This is a genomic window from Actinokineospora globicatena (assembly GCF_024171945.1).
GTDB classification, from domain to species: Bacteria; Actinomycetota; Actinomycetes; order Mycobacteriales; family Pseudonocardiaceae; genus Actinokineospora; species Actinokineospora globicatena.
In genome coordinates this window covers 374,913-388,159 of sequence record NZ_JAMTCR010000005.1, presented here as the reverse complement: position 1 = coordinate 388,159, position 13,247 = coordinate 374,913, and the positions used below count along the sequence as shown (strand labels likewise).

General features: G+C 71.1%; 17 protein-coding genes. 9 read left to right on the top strand and 8 right to left on the bottom strand.

Translation table 11 applies throughout. From position 1 onward, the window contains the following. The first annotated feature begins 33 nt into the window (after window positions 1-33). From LV79_RS25440 to LV79_RS25415, 6 genes are all read left to right on the top strand, one after another. Entirely contained in the window at window positions 34-822 is a 789-nt protein-coding gene (locus tag LV79_RS25440) for an ABC transporter ATP-binding protein (RefSeq protein WP_253840756.1), read from the top strand. Continuing rightward, window positions 809-1,732, top strand: a complete 924-nt coding sequence (locus LV79_RS25435) for an ABC transporter permease (RefSeq protein WP_253840755.1) — start codon at window positions 809-811, stop codon at window positions 1,730-1,732. Before LV79_RS25440 ends, LV79_RS25435 begins: the two co-directional genes overlap by 14 nt. A 16-nt stretch (window positions 1,733-1,748) precedes the next feature. After that, the gene (locus LV79_RS25430; RefSeq protein WP_253841196.1) at window positions 1,749-2,471 is read left to right on the top strand and encodes a sirohydrochlorin chelatase; all 723 of its coding nucleotides are present in this window, start codon (window positions 1,749-1,751) and stop codon (window positions 2,469-2,471) included. Between the two features lie 279 nt (window positions 2,472-2,750). Beyond that, window positions 2,751-3,374 carry a cyclase gene (locus tag LV79_RS25425; protein ID WP_253840754.1) on the top strand — a complete coding sequence of 208 codons (624 nt, stop codon included), beginning with the start codon at window positions 2,751-2,753 and terminating at the stop codon, window positions 3,372-3,374. An 89-nt stretch (window positions 3,375-3,463) separates the two neighbouring features. Further along, window positions 3,464-3,928: a DUF4396 domain-containing protein gene (locus LV79_RS25420; protein ID WP_253840753.1), complete on the top strand. Its 465-nt coding sequence runs from the start codon at window positions 3,464-3,466 to the stop codon at window positions 3,926-3,928. A 19-nt stretch (window positions 3,929-3,947) separates the two neighbouring features. Continuing rightward, complete coding sequence (locus LV79_RS25415) at window positions 3,948-4,715, top strand: enoyl-CoA hydratase family protein (protein WP_253840752.1); 768 nt, start codon at window positions 3,948-3,950, stop codon at window positions 4,713-4,715. 4 nt (window positions 4,716-4,719) lie between these two features. Here the strand turns inward: LV79_RS25415 and LV79_RS25410 are convergent, their stop codons facing one another. The 3 genes from LV79_RS25410 to LV79_RS25400 are packed head-to-tail and all read right to left on the bottom strand — an operon-like array spanning window position 4,720 to window position 5,615. Beyond that, window positions 4,720-5,013, bottom strand: coding sequence for a barstar family protein (locus tag LV79_RS25410; protein ID WP_253840751.1), 294 nt, complete (start codon window positions 5,011-5,013; stop codon window positions 4,720-4,722). Continuing rightward, entirely contained in the window at window positions 5,010-5,390 is a 381-nt protein-coding gene (locus LV79_RS25405; RefSeq protein WP_253840750.1) for a guanyl-specific ribonuclease, read from the bottom strand. Before LV79_RS25405 ends, LV79_RS25410 begins: the two co-directional genes overlap by 4 nt. Window positions 5,391-5,399: 9 nt before the next feature. After that, on the bottom strand, window positions 5,400-5,615 hold the full coding sequence (locus LV79_RS25400; protein WP_253840749.1) for a hypothetical protein: 216 nt from the start codon (window positions 5,613-5,615) through the stop codon (window positions 5,400-5,402). 55 nt (window positions 5,616-5,670) lie between these two features. Here LV79_RS25400 and LV79_RS25395 point away from each other — a divergent pair, with 55 nt between their 5' ends. Beyond that, on the top strand, window positions 5,671-6,636 hold the full coding sequence (locus LV79_RS25395; protein ID WP_253840748.1) for a zinc-binding dehydrogenase: 966 nt from the start codon (window positions 5,671-5,673) through the stop codon (window positions 6,634-6,636). Here the strand turns inward: LV79_RS25395 and LV79_RS25390 are convergent. The 3 genes from LV79_RS25390 to LV79_RS25380 all read right to left on the bottom strand — a co-directional run bounded on the left by LV79_RS25390 (window position 6,626) and on the right by LV79_RS25380 (window position 9,803). Then, window positions 6,626-7,669, bottom strand: a complete 1,044-nt coding sequence (locus LV79_RS25390) for an alpha/beta fold hydrolase (RefSeq protein ID WP_372495482.1) — start codon at window positions 7,667-7,669, stop codon at window positions 6,626-6,628. The two genes, LV79_RS25395 and LV79_RS25390, sit on opposite strands and share 11 nt — an antisense overlap. 91 nt (window positions 7,670-7,760) lie before the next feature. Then, window positions 7,761-8,822, bottom strand: a complete 1,062-nt coding sequence (locus LV79_RS25385; RefSeq protein WP_253840746.1) for a nitronate monooxygenase — start codon at window positions 8,820-8,822, stop codon at window positions 7,761-7,763. A gap of 78 nt (window positions 8,823-8,900) precedes the next feature. Continuing rightward, complete coding sequence (locus LV79_RS25380; RefSeq protein ID WP_253840745.1) at window positions 8,901-9,803, bottom strand: TIGR04222 domain-containing membrane protein; 903 nt, start codon at window positions 9,801-9,803, stop codon at window positions 8,901-8,903. 91 nt (window positions 9,804-9,894) lie between these two features. Here LV79_RS25380 and LV79_RS34115 point away from each other — a divergent pair, with 91 nt between their 5' ends. Beyond that, a complete protein-coding gene (locus tag LV79_RS34115; RefSeq protein WP_285470487.1) occupies window positions 9,895-10,320 on the top strand; it encodes an HD domain-containing protein in 426 nt (141 codons plus the stop codon). A 177-nt stretch (window positions 10,321-10,497) separates the two neighbouring features. On the opposite strand, the gene LV79_RS25370 is transcribed toward LV79_RS34115, so the two are convergent. Next, window positions 10,498-10,872 carry an MmcQ/YjbR family DNA-binding protein gene (locus LV79_RS25370; protein WP_253840744.1) on the bottom strand — a complete coding sequence of 125 codons (375 nt, stop codon included), beginning with the start codon at window positions 10,870-10,872 and terminating at the stop codon, window positions 10,498-10,500. Between the two features lie 90 nt (window positions 10,873-10,962). On the opposite strand from LV79_RS25370, the gene LV79_RS25365 reads away from it, so the two are divergent. Next, window positions 10,963-11,355, top strand: a complete 393-nt coding sequence (locus tag LV79_RS25365; protein WP_253840743.1) for a DUF3224 domain-containing protein — start codon at window positions 10,963-10,965, stop codon at window positions 11,353-11,355. A gap of 2 nt (window positions 11,356-11,357) precedes the next feature. Here the strand turns inward: LV79_RS25365 and lepA are convergent, their stop codons facing one another. After that, on the bottom strand, window positions 11,358-13,205 hold the full coding sequence (gene lepA, locus LV79_RS25360; protein ID WP_285470486.1) for a translation elongation factor 4: 1,848 nt from the start codon (window positions 13,203-13,205) through the stop codon (window positions 11,358-11,360). Window positions 13,206-13,247: the final 42 nt, after the last annotated feature.

The window sequence follows — 13,247 nt, the reverse complement described above, 5'->3', positions numbered from 1 at the left end:
AGGACGCGGGGCGCGAGGAGAGAGGGGCGCGAGATGGCAGTGGCACTGGAGAACGCGGTGGGGACCGAGCACGCCGTCCGGTTGGAGGGCCTGCACAAGGTCTTCGGCGCCGGGCGGCAGGCGGTCACCGCGCTGGACGGCATCGACCTCGCGGTCCGACCAGGTGAGTTCGTCTGCCTGGTCGGTGCCTCGGGGTGCGGCAAGACCACGCTGCTCAACCTGATCGCGGGACTGGAGCAGCCCACGTCCGGTCGGATCACGCTCACCACCTCGCGCCCCGCGGTGATGTTCCAGGAGCACGCGCTGATGCCCTGGCTCACCGTGAACCGCAACATCGAGCTGCCGCTGCGGCTGGCCGGGGTGGGGCGCGCCGAGCGCGCCGCCCGGGTCACCGAGCTGCTGAGCCTGGTGCGGTTGGAGGGCACGGGCCGCAAGCGCCCGCACGAGCTCTCCGGCGGCATGCGCCAGCGGGTGGCGCTGGCCCGCTCGCTGGCCTCGGCGATCCAGGGCTCGGCGGACGGCAAGCACGCGCTGATGCTGATGGACGAGCCGTTCTCCGCGCTCGACGCGATCACCCGCGACCTGCTGCAGGCCGAGTTGCTGCGCGTGTGGCGGGCGACCGGGACCGCGGTGGTGTTCGTGACCCACGACGTGCGCGAGGCGGTGCGGCTCGGCCAGCGCGTCGTGCTGCTGTCCTCGCGCCCGGGCCGGGTCGTGGACGAGTGGGACGTCAACGGGCTCACCGGCGCCGACGAACTGGTCGCCGTGGACACCATCGGCGCGAAGCTGCGAGAGGTGATCAGCACCCATGCCGCGGCTTGACCAGGACACGAAGGACGACAAGGGCACCGAGCACGTGCCGACCGAGGCCACCGCCGAGGAGGTCGACGGCGCGATCGGCGGTCTCGACGCGCTCGACGCGCCCAACGCCGGTCCGCAGCGCTCGCGGGCCCGCCGGATCGGCGCGGCGGTGCTGCCGCCGATCGGGGCGGCGATCCTGTTCGTCGCGGTGTGGCAGGCGGTGTGGGCGACCGCGTGGCTGCCCGAGCACCAACTGCCCTCGCCGGGGACCATCGCCGAGGTCTTCTGGGGCCTGGTCGAGACCGGCCAGGTGTGGGAGTTCCTGTGGACGTCGGTGCACCGGGCGGTGATCGGGTTCGTCATCGCGCTGGGCATCGCGACCCCGCTCGGGCTGCTGCTGGCCAGGGTCAAGCTGGTCCGCGCGGCGATCGGACCGCTGGTGTCGGGCCTGCAGAGCCTGCCGTCGGTCGCCTGGGTGCCCGCCGCGGTGATCTGGTTCGGCTTGACCGACACCACGATCTACATGGTGGTGCTGCTGGGCGCGGTGCCCTCGATCGCCAACGGGCTGGTGGCGGGCATCGACCAGATCCCGCCGATCCTGCCCAGGGTGGGCAAGGTGATGGGCGCGGGCACGTTCGCCAACGCCCGGCACATCCTGCTGCCCGCCGCGCTGCCCGGGTACCTGGCAGGCATGAAGCAGGGCTGGGCGTTCTCCTGGCGGTCGCTGATGGCGGCCGAGCTGATCGCGTCCTCGCCGGAACTCGGTGACGGCCTCGGCCAGTTCCTGCACAACGGCATGTCGCTGTTCGACATGCCGATGGTGATCACCGGCATCATCCTGATCCTGTTCGTGGGCGTGGGCATCGAACTGCTGGTGTTCGCCCCGGTGGAGAAGATCACGCTCAACGCCCGCGGGCTCCGGAAGAACTAGGCGCGGCGTGCACTCGATCCCCCTTGTCGGTGTTGCCCACGGCAGCCGCGATCCCCGATCAGCGGCCGCCGTGGGCGACCTGCTCGACGCCGTCCGGGCCCTGCGGCCCGAGTTGGACGTGCGTGGGGCCTTCCTCGACCTGTCGACGCCATCGGTGTTCGAGGTGCTTTCCGGGCTCTATGCCGAGGGGCACCGACAGGTTGTTGTTGTGCCGCTTCTACTCGGGCGGGCCTTTCACGCGCGGGTAGATCTACCGGGACTTCTTGAAGAGGCCCGGTCTCGGTTGCCTCGACTGTCCACAACGGTCGGTGATGTGTTGGGGCCGGACCCGAAGCTGGAGTCGGCCCTGCTCGGTAGGTTGGCCGAAGTCGGTGCCACGCCTGGGGATCCGGACCTGGGGGTCGTGCTCGCCGCCACCGGTTCGTCGCATGCCCCCGCCAACGCGCGGATCACGGACATCGCGGAGCGATGGGCACACACCCACGGGTGGTCCGGGGTAAGAGCCGCGTTTGCCTCTACTGCCACGCCTGACGTTGCCGCCGCTGTCGCCTCGTTGCGGGCTAGAGGTGCGCGGCGGATCGCGGTCGCGTCGTACTTCTTGGCGCCGGGCCTGCTGCCGGACCGCGTGCGGTCGCTGGCTGGGGACGCCGCGGTGGCCGAGCCGCTGGGCGCGTCCGTCGCCGACGTCGTGCTCGACCGGTACGACGAGGTCACCTCCAGCGCGGTGCGCACCGCCTGACCGCTGTCCCGCTGCCTTACCGAAACGCGAACTCCACTCGTGTGGCCGCCCCGGTCGCTGACCGGAACCGGGCGCTGGGCCTTGTGGGTGCGCGCCGGGGGCGATGTGTCGAGTCGGGGGTCGCCCGCCCGGGCGGGTCGGGCCTCCGAAGAGTCGCTGTGCACAAGGTGCCTACAGCCGACTACGTGAACGGGCATTTGCCGATTCGGCCGCACGGCGCAACCATGATTACGCCGCGCGGCCGAATCCGAAGTCCGACACAAGAGTCCGAGGTGCCTGATGAAGCCGACATCGCGTCGCGCCCTGTCCATCGCCGCTCTCGTCGCTCTACCACTGGTGGCGTTGGCCCCACCGGCGGCCGCCGTCCCGGTGACCGTCAACTACGCCTGCCAGGCCACCGCGCTCGGCACGACCTACCCGGCGACCCTCACCCAGCCGCTCGACGTGAGCGCTCCCGCGAGCGTGGCCGCCGGTGGCGCGCTGAGCGTGGTGATCGACCCGCAGGCCGCGAGCATCCCGGCGACCGTCGGGACCTACACGCTCAAGCGGGTGCAGAACCTGACGTTCAAGGTCCCGATCCCGGCGAACTCGACGTACGTGTCCAGTTCGCTCTCCGGTGGGTCCGGGGTCGGCGCCACCAACCTCTCGGTCTCCGGGGGCGTCGCGACGCTCACCGCGGCGGGACCGGTCAACGGCGGGTCGACCTTCGAACTGCCGACGATCACGCTCAACCTCACCGCGGGCGCACCGGGAACCATCGAGACCTCGCTGTACGGCACGGGCTTCAGCGACCCGGGACTGACCGCGACCGGGGTGGTGCGCGTCCTGTTCGTGGACGTGAACGTGCCCGCCGCGTGCTACCCCAGCCCGAACCCGGCGATCACGACGACGATCGTCACCTGACGCGCCGACGCCGGTGATGTGACCGAGACCGCAGGGCGCCCCTCCCGCGCCCTGCGGTCATCATACCCCCCATGGGTATAGTCGGCGGCATGGACCACCACGGACACACCCCGGTGAACCCCTGGAAGCAGGCGATCAGCGCCACGCTGCACTGCCTGACCGGCTGCGCGATCGGCGAGGTGCTGGGCATGGTGATCGGCACCGCGCTCGGCTGGTCGAACCTGGCCACAGTCGTGCTGTCGATCGCGCTGGCCTTCGTGTTCGGCTACTCGCTGACCGTCGGCCCGGTGCTGCGCGCGGGCGTCCCCGCCGCGAGGGCGCTGCGGATCGCGCTGGCGGCCGACACGGTGTCGATCACGGTGATGGAGATCGTCGACAACGGCGTGATGCTCGTCGTGCCCGGCGCGATGGACGCGGGCCTGGCCAGCGCGCTGTTCTGGCTGGCACTGGCGTTCTCGCTGGTGGTGGCGTTCGCGCTGACCGTTCCGGTGAACAAGTGGCTCATCGGGAGGGGCAAGGGTCACGCCGTCGTGCACTCCTACCACCACCACTAACGCCACTAGGGTGAGCGGCATGGCTGATGAGCTTGTGCACTACGCGGTCGAGGCGGGCATCGCACGGATCACACTGGACTCCCCGGAGAACCGCAACGCGCTCTCCGCGCAGCTGCGCCGGGAACTGCGTGCCCACCTGAGCACCGCGACCGAGGACGACGCCGTCCGGGTCATCGTCCTCGACCACACAGGACCGGTGTTCTGCGCGGGCATGGACCTCAAGGAGGCCGGTGGCGCCTCGGCCGCCGCCCAGGGCGTCCAGGAGTTCCCGGCCATCCTGCAGCAGATCTGGACCAGCCCGAAGCCGGTCGTGGCGAAGCTGGCCGGGCCCGCGCGGGCCGGTGGGGTCGGCATCGTCGCCGCCGCGGACATCGCCGTCGCCGCCACCACCGCGACCTTCGCGCTCACCGAGGTCCGCATCGGCGTGGTCCCGGCGATCATCTCGGTCACCCTGTTGCCCCGGCTGCTGCCGCGCGCCGCGCACGAACTGTTCCTCACCGGCGAGCAGTTCGACGCCGCCCGCGCGGTGCAGATCGGCCTGCTCAACTCCGCGGTGCCCAGCACCGACCTCGACGACGAGGTCGCCCGCTACACCTCGATGCTCGCCCTCGGCGGCCCGAAGGCGCTCGCGGGCACCAAGGCCATGCTGCGCCGCGAGCGCCCGGCCGACATGACCGCGGACTTCGCCGAGATGCTGGCGCTGTCGGCGGGCTTCTTCGCCAGCGAGGAGGGGCAGGAGGGCATCACCGCCTTCGCCCAGAAGCGCAAGCCGACCTGGGTGCCCTGACCCGCTACGAGATCACGACCGCCAGCGACCGGCCCGGGGTGGCGAACCCCTCGACGGCGTCGTCGAGCACCTCGCGGATGCCCGCGTACCCGGCCGGGTCGGCGGCGGCGAGCACCGTCGAGTCCGTCCACACCAGCCTGATCTCGCCCTCGGGCAGCCAGGACAGGTCGGTCAGGCAGTCGTAGAGCGCGTCGAGGTTGTGGCCGAACCAGTCCGGGAAGGACAGTGCGCCCGCCAGGGTGTTGAACATGGCGCGCTTGCTGCGGACACCGGTGCCGTCGACCGCGTAGTCGGTCATCGGGTGGTGTCCACGGCGACGAAGGTGGCGTAGTGGTCGCCGGTGTAGAACAGCTCACCGGCGGTACCGGTGATGAGGCGGCGGGCGCCGCGGTCAGGGCTGCCTGGGGTAGGCACGGTGTACTCCCGGTAGTGGTCGGGGGCTTGTTCGGGCAGCCTGCGCTCACGGTTGGCGAAGGTCGTGCCGTCGTGGGCAGGGTAGGGGAACGGGCCACCCCGCTCGATCAGGTGCCAGGTGGCGGCCGCCTCGGCGGGGAGGCTGGAGAGCGCGGCGGGGCCCTCGGGCGCGGCCGGACCGGCGTCCTTGATCAGCCAGCCCGCCAGGACCAGGAGGACCAGACCGACCAGCGCCACTGTGATGCGTCTGCGCGAACCCACCGGGGCAGCCTACGAATCGAGGTCCTGGCGCGAGCCGAGGGGCGCCTCGTCGCGCGAGGACCCGAACCGGGCGGAGGCGTAGTCGACCACCCGGTCGATGAACCAGGCCAGCACCACGCACAGCGGCAGCAGGATCGCCATCACCAGGGCGAACTGCAGCGGGAACGACAGCTGGATCAGCCACAGCTCCACGTCGTTCCACCAGTCCGAGAGCCCTCGCAGCACGAGCCGAGAGTAGCCCTAACCCCGCGCGGCGGGCGCGGACGGCTATGTTCGACCCATGTTCGCCGTCTACGCCTCCGCGCCCAGCCCCGAGGACCCGCTGGCCACCCTCACCGTGGGCGAGCGCCCCGAGCCCGAGGTGCCCGACGGGTTCGTCGCGGTGTCGGTCAGGGCCGCGAGCCTGAACATGCACGACCTGTGGACCCTGCGCGGCGTGGGCATCAAGGCCGAGCAGTTCCCGATGACGCTGGGCTGCGACGGCGCCGGGGTGCTGGCCGACGGGACCGAGGTGGTACTGCACTCGGTCATCGGCGACCCGGCGTGGAGCGGCGACGAGACGCTCGACCCCAAGCGGACCCTGCTGACCGAGAAGCACCAGGGCACCTTCGCCGACACGGTGGTCGTGCCCGCCCGCAACGTGCTGCCCAAGCCGACCAGCCTGACCTTCGCCGAGGCCGCCTGCATGGGCACGGCCTGGCTGACCGCCTACCGGATGCTGTTCGTGAAGTCGGGCCTGCGCCCCGGCCAGACGATGCTGGTGCAGGGTGCTTCCGGCGGGGTGTCGACGGCGCTGGTCGAGCTGGGCCGCGCCGCGGGCATGCGGGTGTGGGTCACCGGCCGCACCGAGGAGAAGCGGGCCCTGGCGGCGGAACTCGGTGCCCACCAGACCTTCGAGTCCGGTGCCCGTCTCCCGGAGCGGGTGGACGCCGTCTTCGAGACCGTCGGCAAGGCGACCTGGCAGCACTCCATGCGCGCGCTCAAGCCGGGCGGCGCCATCGTGGTGTCCGGCTCCACCAGCGGCCCCGACCCGAGCGCCGACCTGCAGCGCCTGTTCTTCCTGCAGCTCCAGGTCATCGGCTCGACCATGGGCACCCGCGAGGAGCTCGGCGACCTGCTGCGCTTCTGCGACCTGGCGGGCATCCGGCCCCGCATCGGCGCCGAGCTGCCGATGACCGACGCCCGCGCCGGCTTCGAGCGGATGCTGGCGGGCGACACCGCCGGGAAGATCGTCTTCACCCGCTGACGTCGGCGTGGAACCGGTCGATCAACGGCCAGGTGTTGTCCCTGGCGGCGCGGCCGGTGAGCACACCGAGGTGGCCGCCGGGCGCGGTGCTGAACGTGGCGTTCGGGAGCAGGTCGACCAGGGCACGCGCGGAGCGGGCCGGGGCGATGGCGTCTTCGCGGCCCGCGATCACCAGGGTGGGAAGGGTGACCCCGGTGAGGTCGATGGTCGCGCCGCCGAGGGTGATGCTGCCGCTGGCGAGGGCGTTGGCCAGGAAGAACTGGTGGTAGATCTGCGCCACGGCGCGACCGGGGTAGGCGACCATGGTGGCGGTGAAGCGCTCGACGGCCTCGATCTGGGCCAGGTAGTCGCGGTCGGCCAGGTTGGCGGCGATGGCGAACGGCTTGGTGATCTGCTTGTCCAGTGCGCTGATCTGGAACGCCCGGCGCACCAGCGGGGCGGGGACACCGCCGAAAGCCCGGTAGAGGGCGGGGAACGCCGTCCGACCGGTGAGCGTGTCGAGCGGCCGGACCGGCCACAGCAGCGGGATCGCGGTGAAGTCGAACGGACTGGCCACCACGGTGAGCGACGCGATCGGCAGCGCACCGGCGCCTGCCGCGGTGAGCACGGCCAGGATGCCGCCGAGGCACCAGCCGACGACGTGCACCGGCTTGCCGCCGGAGTGCTCGTGCGCCGTCCGGACCGCGCTGGGCAGGACTTCCTCGACCCAGTGCTCCAGCCCCAGGTCCCGGTCGGCGAACCCGATCTCGCCGTACTCGACGCCGTAGGTGGGCCTGCCCGCGGTGACCAGGTGCTCGACGACGCTGCACCCTCGACGCAGGTCGAAGCACGAATCGGGGACGGCGAGCGGCGGGATGAGCAGCACCGGGTCGCCGTCGCGCCGCACGTGCGCCGGGCGGTGGTAGGCGAACACCGACCGCGTGCGGCCGTGGTCCAGCAGGGTCCGCGGCACCGGCCGGTGGTCGGCGAGCCCGCCGAACAACACCCGGCGCGCCACGTTGCCCGCCGCCGCCCGCACCGCGTCCACAGTGATCACCCGACGGCCTCCCCGCTTATCTACTTACGCGTAAAGTAAGCCCGATCGCCGGTCGGCCCGCCCTGGTCTGTGGGCAACCGCACACGCCTCAGTCGCCGACACCCAGCCTGCGCGCCAGGACACCCGCCGCCGTACGCGCCTCGTCGGCGAGATCGCGCACCAACTCCCCCACCGGCACCTCCCGCGCGAACCGATAGCCCTGACCAGCCCACAGCGACATCCCCTCCGCGTCGCCCGCCTTCCCCGCGGCGGCTCGCACCGGCCGGGTCAGGTTGTGCAGGTCCGGATACGCACTGGGCGCGTCGGGGTGCTCGCTGATGAACCGGTTGACCAGCCCACGCGCAGGCCGCCCGGTGAACGCGCGGGTCACCGTCGTCTCCCGCCCGCCTTCCGCCAACGCGGCACGCTGCGGGGCCGCCGTTCCCGCTTCCGGGCACCGCAGGAAGACGGTTCCGAGCTGTGCGGCTACCGCTCCGGCCGCGAGCACGGCCGCGACATCGGCGCCGTGCGTCAACCCACCGGCGGCGATCAGCGGCAGGTCGACCTCGGCGGAGATCAACCGGAGCGCGGGCAGCAAGTCGTAAAGCGGGCCGCCACCCGGGTAAGCGGGGTCGTCGACGAACACACCCCGGTGCCCACCCGCAGCCGCACCCTGCACGCAGAGCACGTCAGCACCGCGCTCAGCCGCCGCGACAGCCTCTTCAGGCGTGGTCACAGTGACCACCACGACCGACCCGACTTCCTTGAGCCGCGCGACATCCTCGGCGCTGGGCAGGTTGAAGGTGAACGACACCACCGGAATCCGCGCCTCGACGACAGCGTCGACCTTCGCCGCGTAGTGGTCGTCATCCCACTTCGCGGCTCCCGCCTCCGCCCCGTACCGGGCCAACCCCTCCGCCCGCACCGAGTCCACATACCCCGAAAGGTCCTCAGTGGACTCCACGCTGGGCGCGAAGATGTTGACCCCGAACGGCTTCCCGGTCAACTCCCGAGTCCGCGCGATCTGCTCCCGCACCACATCCGCGGTCACGTACCCGGACGCGAGGAACGCGAACGCCCCCGCCTCAACCGCCCCGGCGACCAACGCGGGAGAACTGACCCCACCGGCCATCGGAGCCACGACAATCGGCACAGCCAACTCGGTGATCACCGCTCGACCGTACCGCGCACCCCGGCCACCGCCCCGGCTCGCCGCGGACATCACACCCGCGGCGCACCCCGACCGGCGTCAGCCGCCGCAACCACCGCCACCGCAGCCGCCCCCGCCACAGCTGCTCCCACTGCTGCAGCTGCTCCCGCTGCTGCACGAGCTGGAACCGGAGTCCGAACCGCTGCTGGTCGCCGGGTACTGGGTCTGGTGGAGGATGCCGCTGATCTCCTCGTCCGGGTAGCCCGACCAGCCGTAGAGGGCGACCGGGGCCAGCACACCGACCCCGAGCATCCCCGCGCCGACACCGGCCCCGCTGAACCTCGGGTTCGACACCGACTGCCTGGCCCGGTTGAGCACGGCCCGACCGTGCCGGGTGGCGTGGCGCGACTTCGAGCCGACCAGCACCCTGGCGACGATCCACAGCACCAGGGTGGCGGGCAGCGACAACGCGAGGTAGGTGACCGGTCGCTCCAACGCGATGCCGTTGACCATGCGGACCAGGGCCACCACGAAGAGCACGCCGAAGAGCAGGTGCACCCGCCGCGCCCAGCGCTTGCCCCTGGTCAGGTAGCCGCGACCGGACAGGCCGTCAGCTAATCGCCGGGACAGGTCCGTGTCACCGAGACCAAGGCCACGACGCCCCTTGAGCATGTGCGACGAGCCGATCAGCCGCAGCACCTGGTCCTGCACCGCGTCAGCGGGCCGCGCGGCCCCGGTCGGGCTGATGACGCCGTCCCGGTTCACCCGCACCGCGCCGCGGCTGATCAGGCCTGCGAGAGCCGTCTGCTCGACCCGACTGGACCCCTGCGCGAGCATGGCCAGCTCGTAGTGGTCGAGCTGCCCGTTGTCCCGGGAGGCGGCGTTGGTCGCGCGCACGACCGACACCACCCGCACCAGGATCGCGAGCCCCAGCACCACAGCGATCGCGGTCCAGTACGCGGCCAGGAACTCCTGCCCGGACAGACCCCACGGTTCGTCCATCACCCCTCCTCACCCGCGCCCGACGCGCTCAGTGTGCAACACCATCGAGTGATCGACGTGCGATTCGCCGACCACCGGTTACCTTTCCGGCATGTTCACCCTGGACGACGCCATCCGCATCGCCCGAGCGGCGCACGGCGACCAACTCGACAAGTCCGGCAAGCCCTACATCGAGCACCCGCTGCGGGTCATGGCGGGCGTGGCCACCGACCACGAACGGATGACCGCCGTCCTGCACGACGTGGTGGAGGACACCACCATCACGCTCACCGACCTGGCCCAGGCGGGCTGCCCGGCCGAGGTCGTCGCCGCGGTGGACGCCATCAGCAAGCGCCCCGGCGAGTCCCAGTCGGACTACCTGGGCCGGGTGGTCGCCAACCCGATCGCCCGCGCCGTCAAGCACGTGGACATCGCCGACAACTCCTCCCCCGACCGCCTGGCCCAACTCGACCAGGCGACCCAGGACCGGCTCCGCCGCAAGTACGCCACCGCACTCGACTTCCTCGCGACCCACTGACCCGCCCCCTCCCACCACTCGACTCGACTCGACTCACTGCCCCGCCCAAAGTCACTGCCCACCCAAGCCGCAGCCTCACCCCGGGTCGCTGGCCAACCACCGAGTCACCGACCCGCCCTTCCCGCCACCAAGACGCCCCAGCGAGCCCCCGGTTGTCCGCCCACCCGCGCGACCCGGTCAGCCCTCCCTGGCGTCCAGCTCGGCGATCGACCGCTTGGTGGCGATCAGGCGGTACGCCTGGTCCACGATCTCGGCGATCTCCGCCCAGTCGTTGTCGCCGTCGAGGTGCACACCGAGCCACCCGCGGTGCCCGACGTAGGGCGGTCGGAAGAACCGGTCGGGGTCCTCCGCCACCATCTCCTCCTGCGCCCCGGGCGGCGCCACGCACCAGAACGCCAAGCGCTCACCGTGGTGCTCGCCGACGAAGGACACGAACATGCCCTTGTCGCCGCGCGCGAACCAGGACGGCGACCCGTGGCTGATCTTCTCGGTCACCCCCGGCAGCGCCAGGCAGGTCTTGCGCAACCGCGGTAACGGGTTGGTGCGGGCCATCGGTCCCCCTTTCGTCTCGAACCGTCAGGGACCAGAATCGCGCATGCGGCCGACAACCGTCGGAAGTTGTCCACAGGCGAGGAGAGGCACTTGCGGGCGAGTGGGACGTTCACAGTGGACGCGTGGGAGCCGGAGACCCCGTACGACCAGCGCGACGGCGTCGACCTGGGGCACACGACCCTGCGCAAGACGTTCGCGGGCGACATGACCGCCACCAGCGAGGTGCACATGACCAGCGTGGTGGTCCCGGCGACGCAGTCAGCGGCCTACGTGGCGATCGAGCGGGTCGCGGGCACGCTGGCGGGCCGCGGCGGCAGCTTCGTGCTCCAGCACTCCGCCACCGCCGACAGCTCGGGCCAGTCGTTGGTCGTCACCGTCGTGCCCGACACCGGAACGGGTGAACTCACCGGGCTCACCGGCTCGTTGCTGATCACCAAGGACGGTGACCAGCACACCTGGAGCCTCGACTACACCCTGGACTAGGGCTACTTCTTGCCCTTGCCCTTGTCGGCGGACTCGTCAGTGGACAGTGCCGCGACGAAGGCCTCCTGCGGCACCTCGACCCGACCGACCATCTTCATCCGCTTCTTGCCCTCCTTCTGCTTCTCCAGCAGCTTGCGCTTGCGGCTGATGTCACCGCCGTAGCACTTGGAGAGGACGTCCTTGCGCATGGCGCGGATGGTCTCGCGGGCGATCACCCTGGCGCCGATGGCGGCCTGGATCGGCACCTCGAACTGCTGGCGCGGGATCAGCTCGCGCAGCTTGGTGGTCATCCTGGTGCCGTAGCCGTAGGCCGAGTCGCGGTGCACGATCGCGCTGAACGCGTCGACCGGCTCGCCCTGCAGCAGGATGTCGACCTTGACCAGCTCCGCGGCCTGCTCGCCCGCCTCCTCGTAGTCGAGCGAGGCGTAGCCGCGGGTGCGCGACTTCAGCGAGTCGAAGAAGTCGAAGATGATCTCGCCGAGCGGGATGGTGTAGCGCAGCTCCACCCGGTCCTCGGACAGGTAGTCCATGCCGCCGAGCTGGCCGCGCTTGCCCTGGCACAGCTCCATGATCGTGCCGACGAAGTCGCTCGGGGCGATGACCGTGCACTTGGCGACCGGCTCGAAGACCTCGCCGATCTTGCCGACCGGCCAGTCCGACGGGTTGGTGACGACGAGTTCCTTGCCGTCGTCGAGCACCACCCGGTAGACCACGTTGGGCGCGGTGGAGATCAGGTCGAGGCCGAACTCGCGCTCGAGCCGGTCGCGGGTGATCTCCAGGTGCAACAGGCCGAGGAAGCCGCAGCGGAAGCCGAAGCCCAGCGCCGCGGAGGTCTCCGGCTCGTAGGTGAGCGCGGCGTCGTTGAGCTGGAGCTTGTCGAGCGCCTCGCGCAGGTCCGGGTAGTCGGAGCCGTCCACGGGGTAGAGGCCGGAGTAGACCATCGGGCGCGGCTCGCGGTAACCCGCCAGCGCCTCGGTGGCGCCCTTGCGCTCGGAGGTGACCGTGTCACCGACCCTGGACTGGCGGACGTCCTTCACGCCGGTGATCAGGTAGCCCACCTCGCCGACGCCGAGGCCCGCGCTCGGCTTGGGCTCCGGGGAGATGATGCCGACTTCCAGCAGCTCGTGGGTGGCGCCGGTGGACATCATCTTGATCCGCTCGCGCGGGGTGATCTTGCCGTCCACCACGCGGATGTAGGTCACCACGCCGCGGTAGGTGTCGTAGACCGAGTCGAAGATCATCGCGCGGGCGGGCGCGTCGGCCTGGCCGACCGGGGCCGGGACGAGGCGCACGACCTCGTCGAGCAGCTCGCCGACGCCGTGACCGGTCTTGGCCGACACGCGCAGCACGTCGTCGGGCTCGCAGCCGATGATGTGCGCGATCTCGGCGGCGTACTTGTCCGGGTCCGCCGCGGGCAGGTCGATCTTGTTGAGCACCGGGATGATCTGCAGGTCGCGGTCGAGGGCCATGTAGAGGTTGGCCAGCGTCTGCGCCTCGATCCCCTGGGCGGCGTCGACGAGCAGGACCGCGCCCTCGCAGGCGTCGAGCGCGCGCGAGACCTCGTAGGTGAAGTCGACGTGGCCGGGGGTGTCGATCATGTGCAGCACGTGGTCGGACCCGTTGACCGTCCACGGCAGGCGCACGTTCTGGGCCTTGATGGTGATGCCGCGCTCGCGCTCGATGTCCATCCGGTCGAGGTACTGAGCGCGCATCGCCCGCGCATCGACGACACCGGTGATCTGCAGCATCCGGTCGGCCAGGGTCGACTTGCCGTGGTCGATGTGCGCGATGATGCAGAAGTTGCGGATCTGCTCCGGCGCCGTGAAGGTCGTGTCAGCGAACGTTGCCACTCGAGGTCCTCGCATGGTCAGGGGTAGGTCCATCGTCCCATG

Coding starts and splice junctions, on each gene's coding strand:
- LV79_RS25410 (WP_253840751.1), bottom strand. CDS start 5,013: ATGACCGACTACGCGGTCGACGGCACCGGTGTCCGCAGCAAGCGCGCC.
- LV79_RS25370 (WP_253840744.1), bottom strand. CDS start 10,872: ATGGCCCGCACCAACCCGTTACCGCGGTTGCGCAAGACCTGCCTGGCG.
- LV79_RS25395 (WP_253840748.1), top strand. CDS start 5,671: ATGTTCGCCGTCTACGCCTCCGCGCCCAGCCCCGAGGACCCGCTGGCC.
- LV79_RS25440 (WP_253840756.1), top strand. CDS start 34: ATGGCAGTGGCACTGGAGAACGCGGTGGGGACCGAGCACGCCGTCCGG.
- LV79_RS25420 (WP_253840753.1), top strand. CDS start 3,464: ATGGACCACCACGGACACACCCCGGTGAACCCCTGGAAGCAGGCGATC.
- LV79_RS25415 (WP_253840752.1), top strand. CDS start 3,948: ATGGCTGATGAGCTTGTGCACTACGCGGTCGAGGCGGGCATCGCACGG.
- LV79_RS34115 (WP_285470487.1), top strand. CDS start 9,895: ATGTTCACCCTGGACGACGCCATCCGCATCGCCCGAGCGGCGCACGGC.
- LV79_RS25435 (WP_253840755.1), top strand. CDS start 809: ATGCCGCGGCTTGACCAGGACACGAAGGACGACAAGGGCACCGAGCAC.
- LV79_RS25425 (WP_253840754.1), top strand. CDS start 2,751: ATGAAGCCGACATCGCGTCGCGCCCTGTCCATCGCCGCTCTCGTCGCT.
- LV79_RS25380 (WP_253840745.1), bottom strand. CDS start 9,803: ATGGACGAACCGTGGGGTCTGTCCGGGCAGGAGTTCCTGGCCGCGTAC.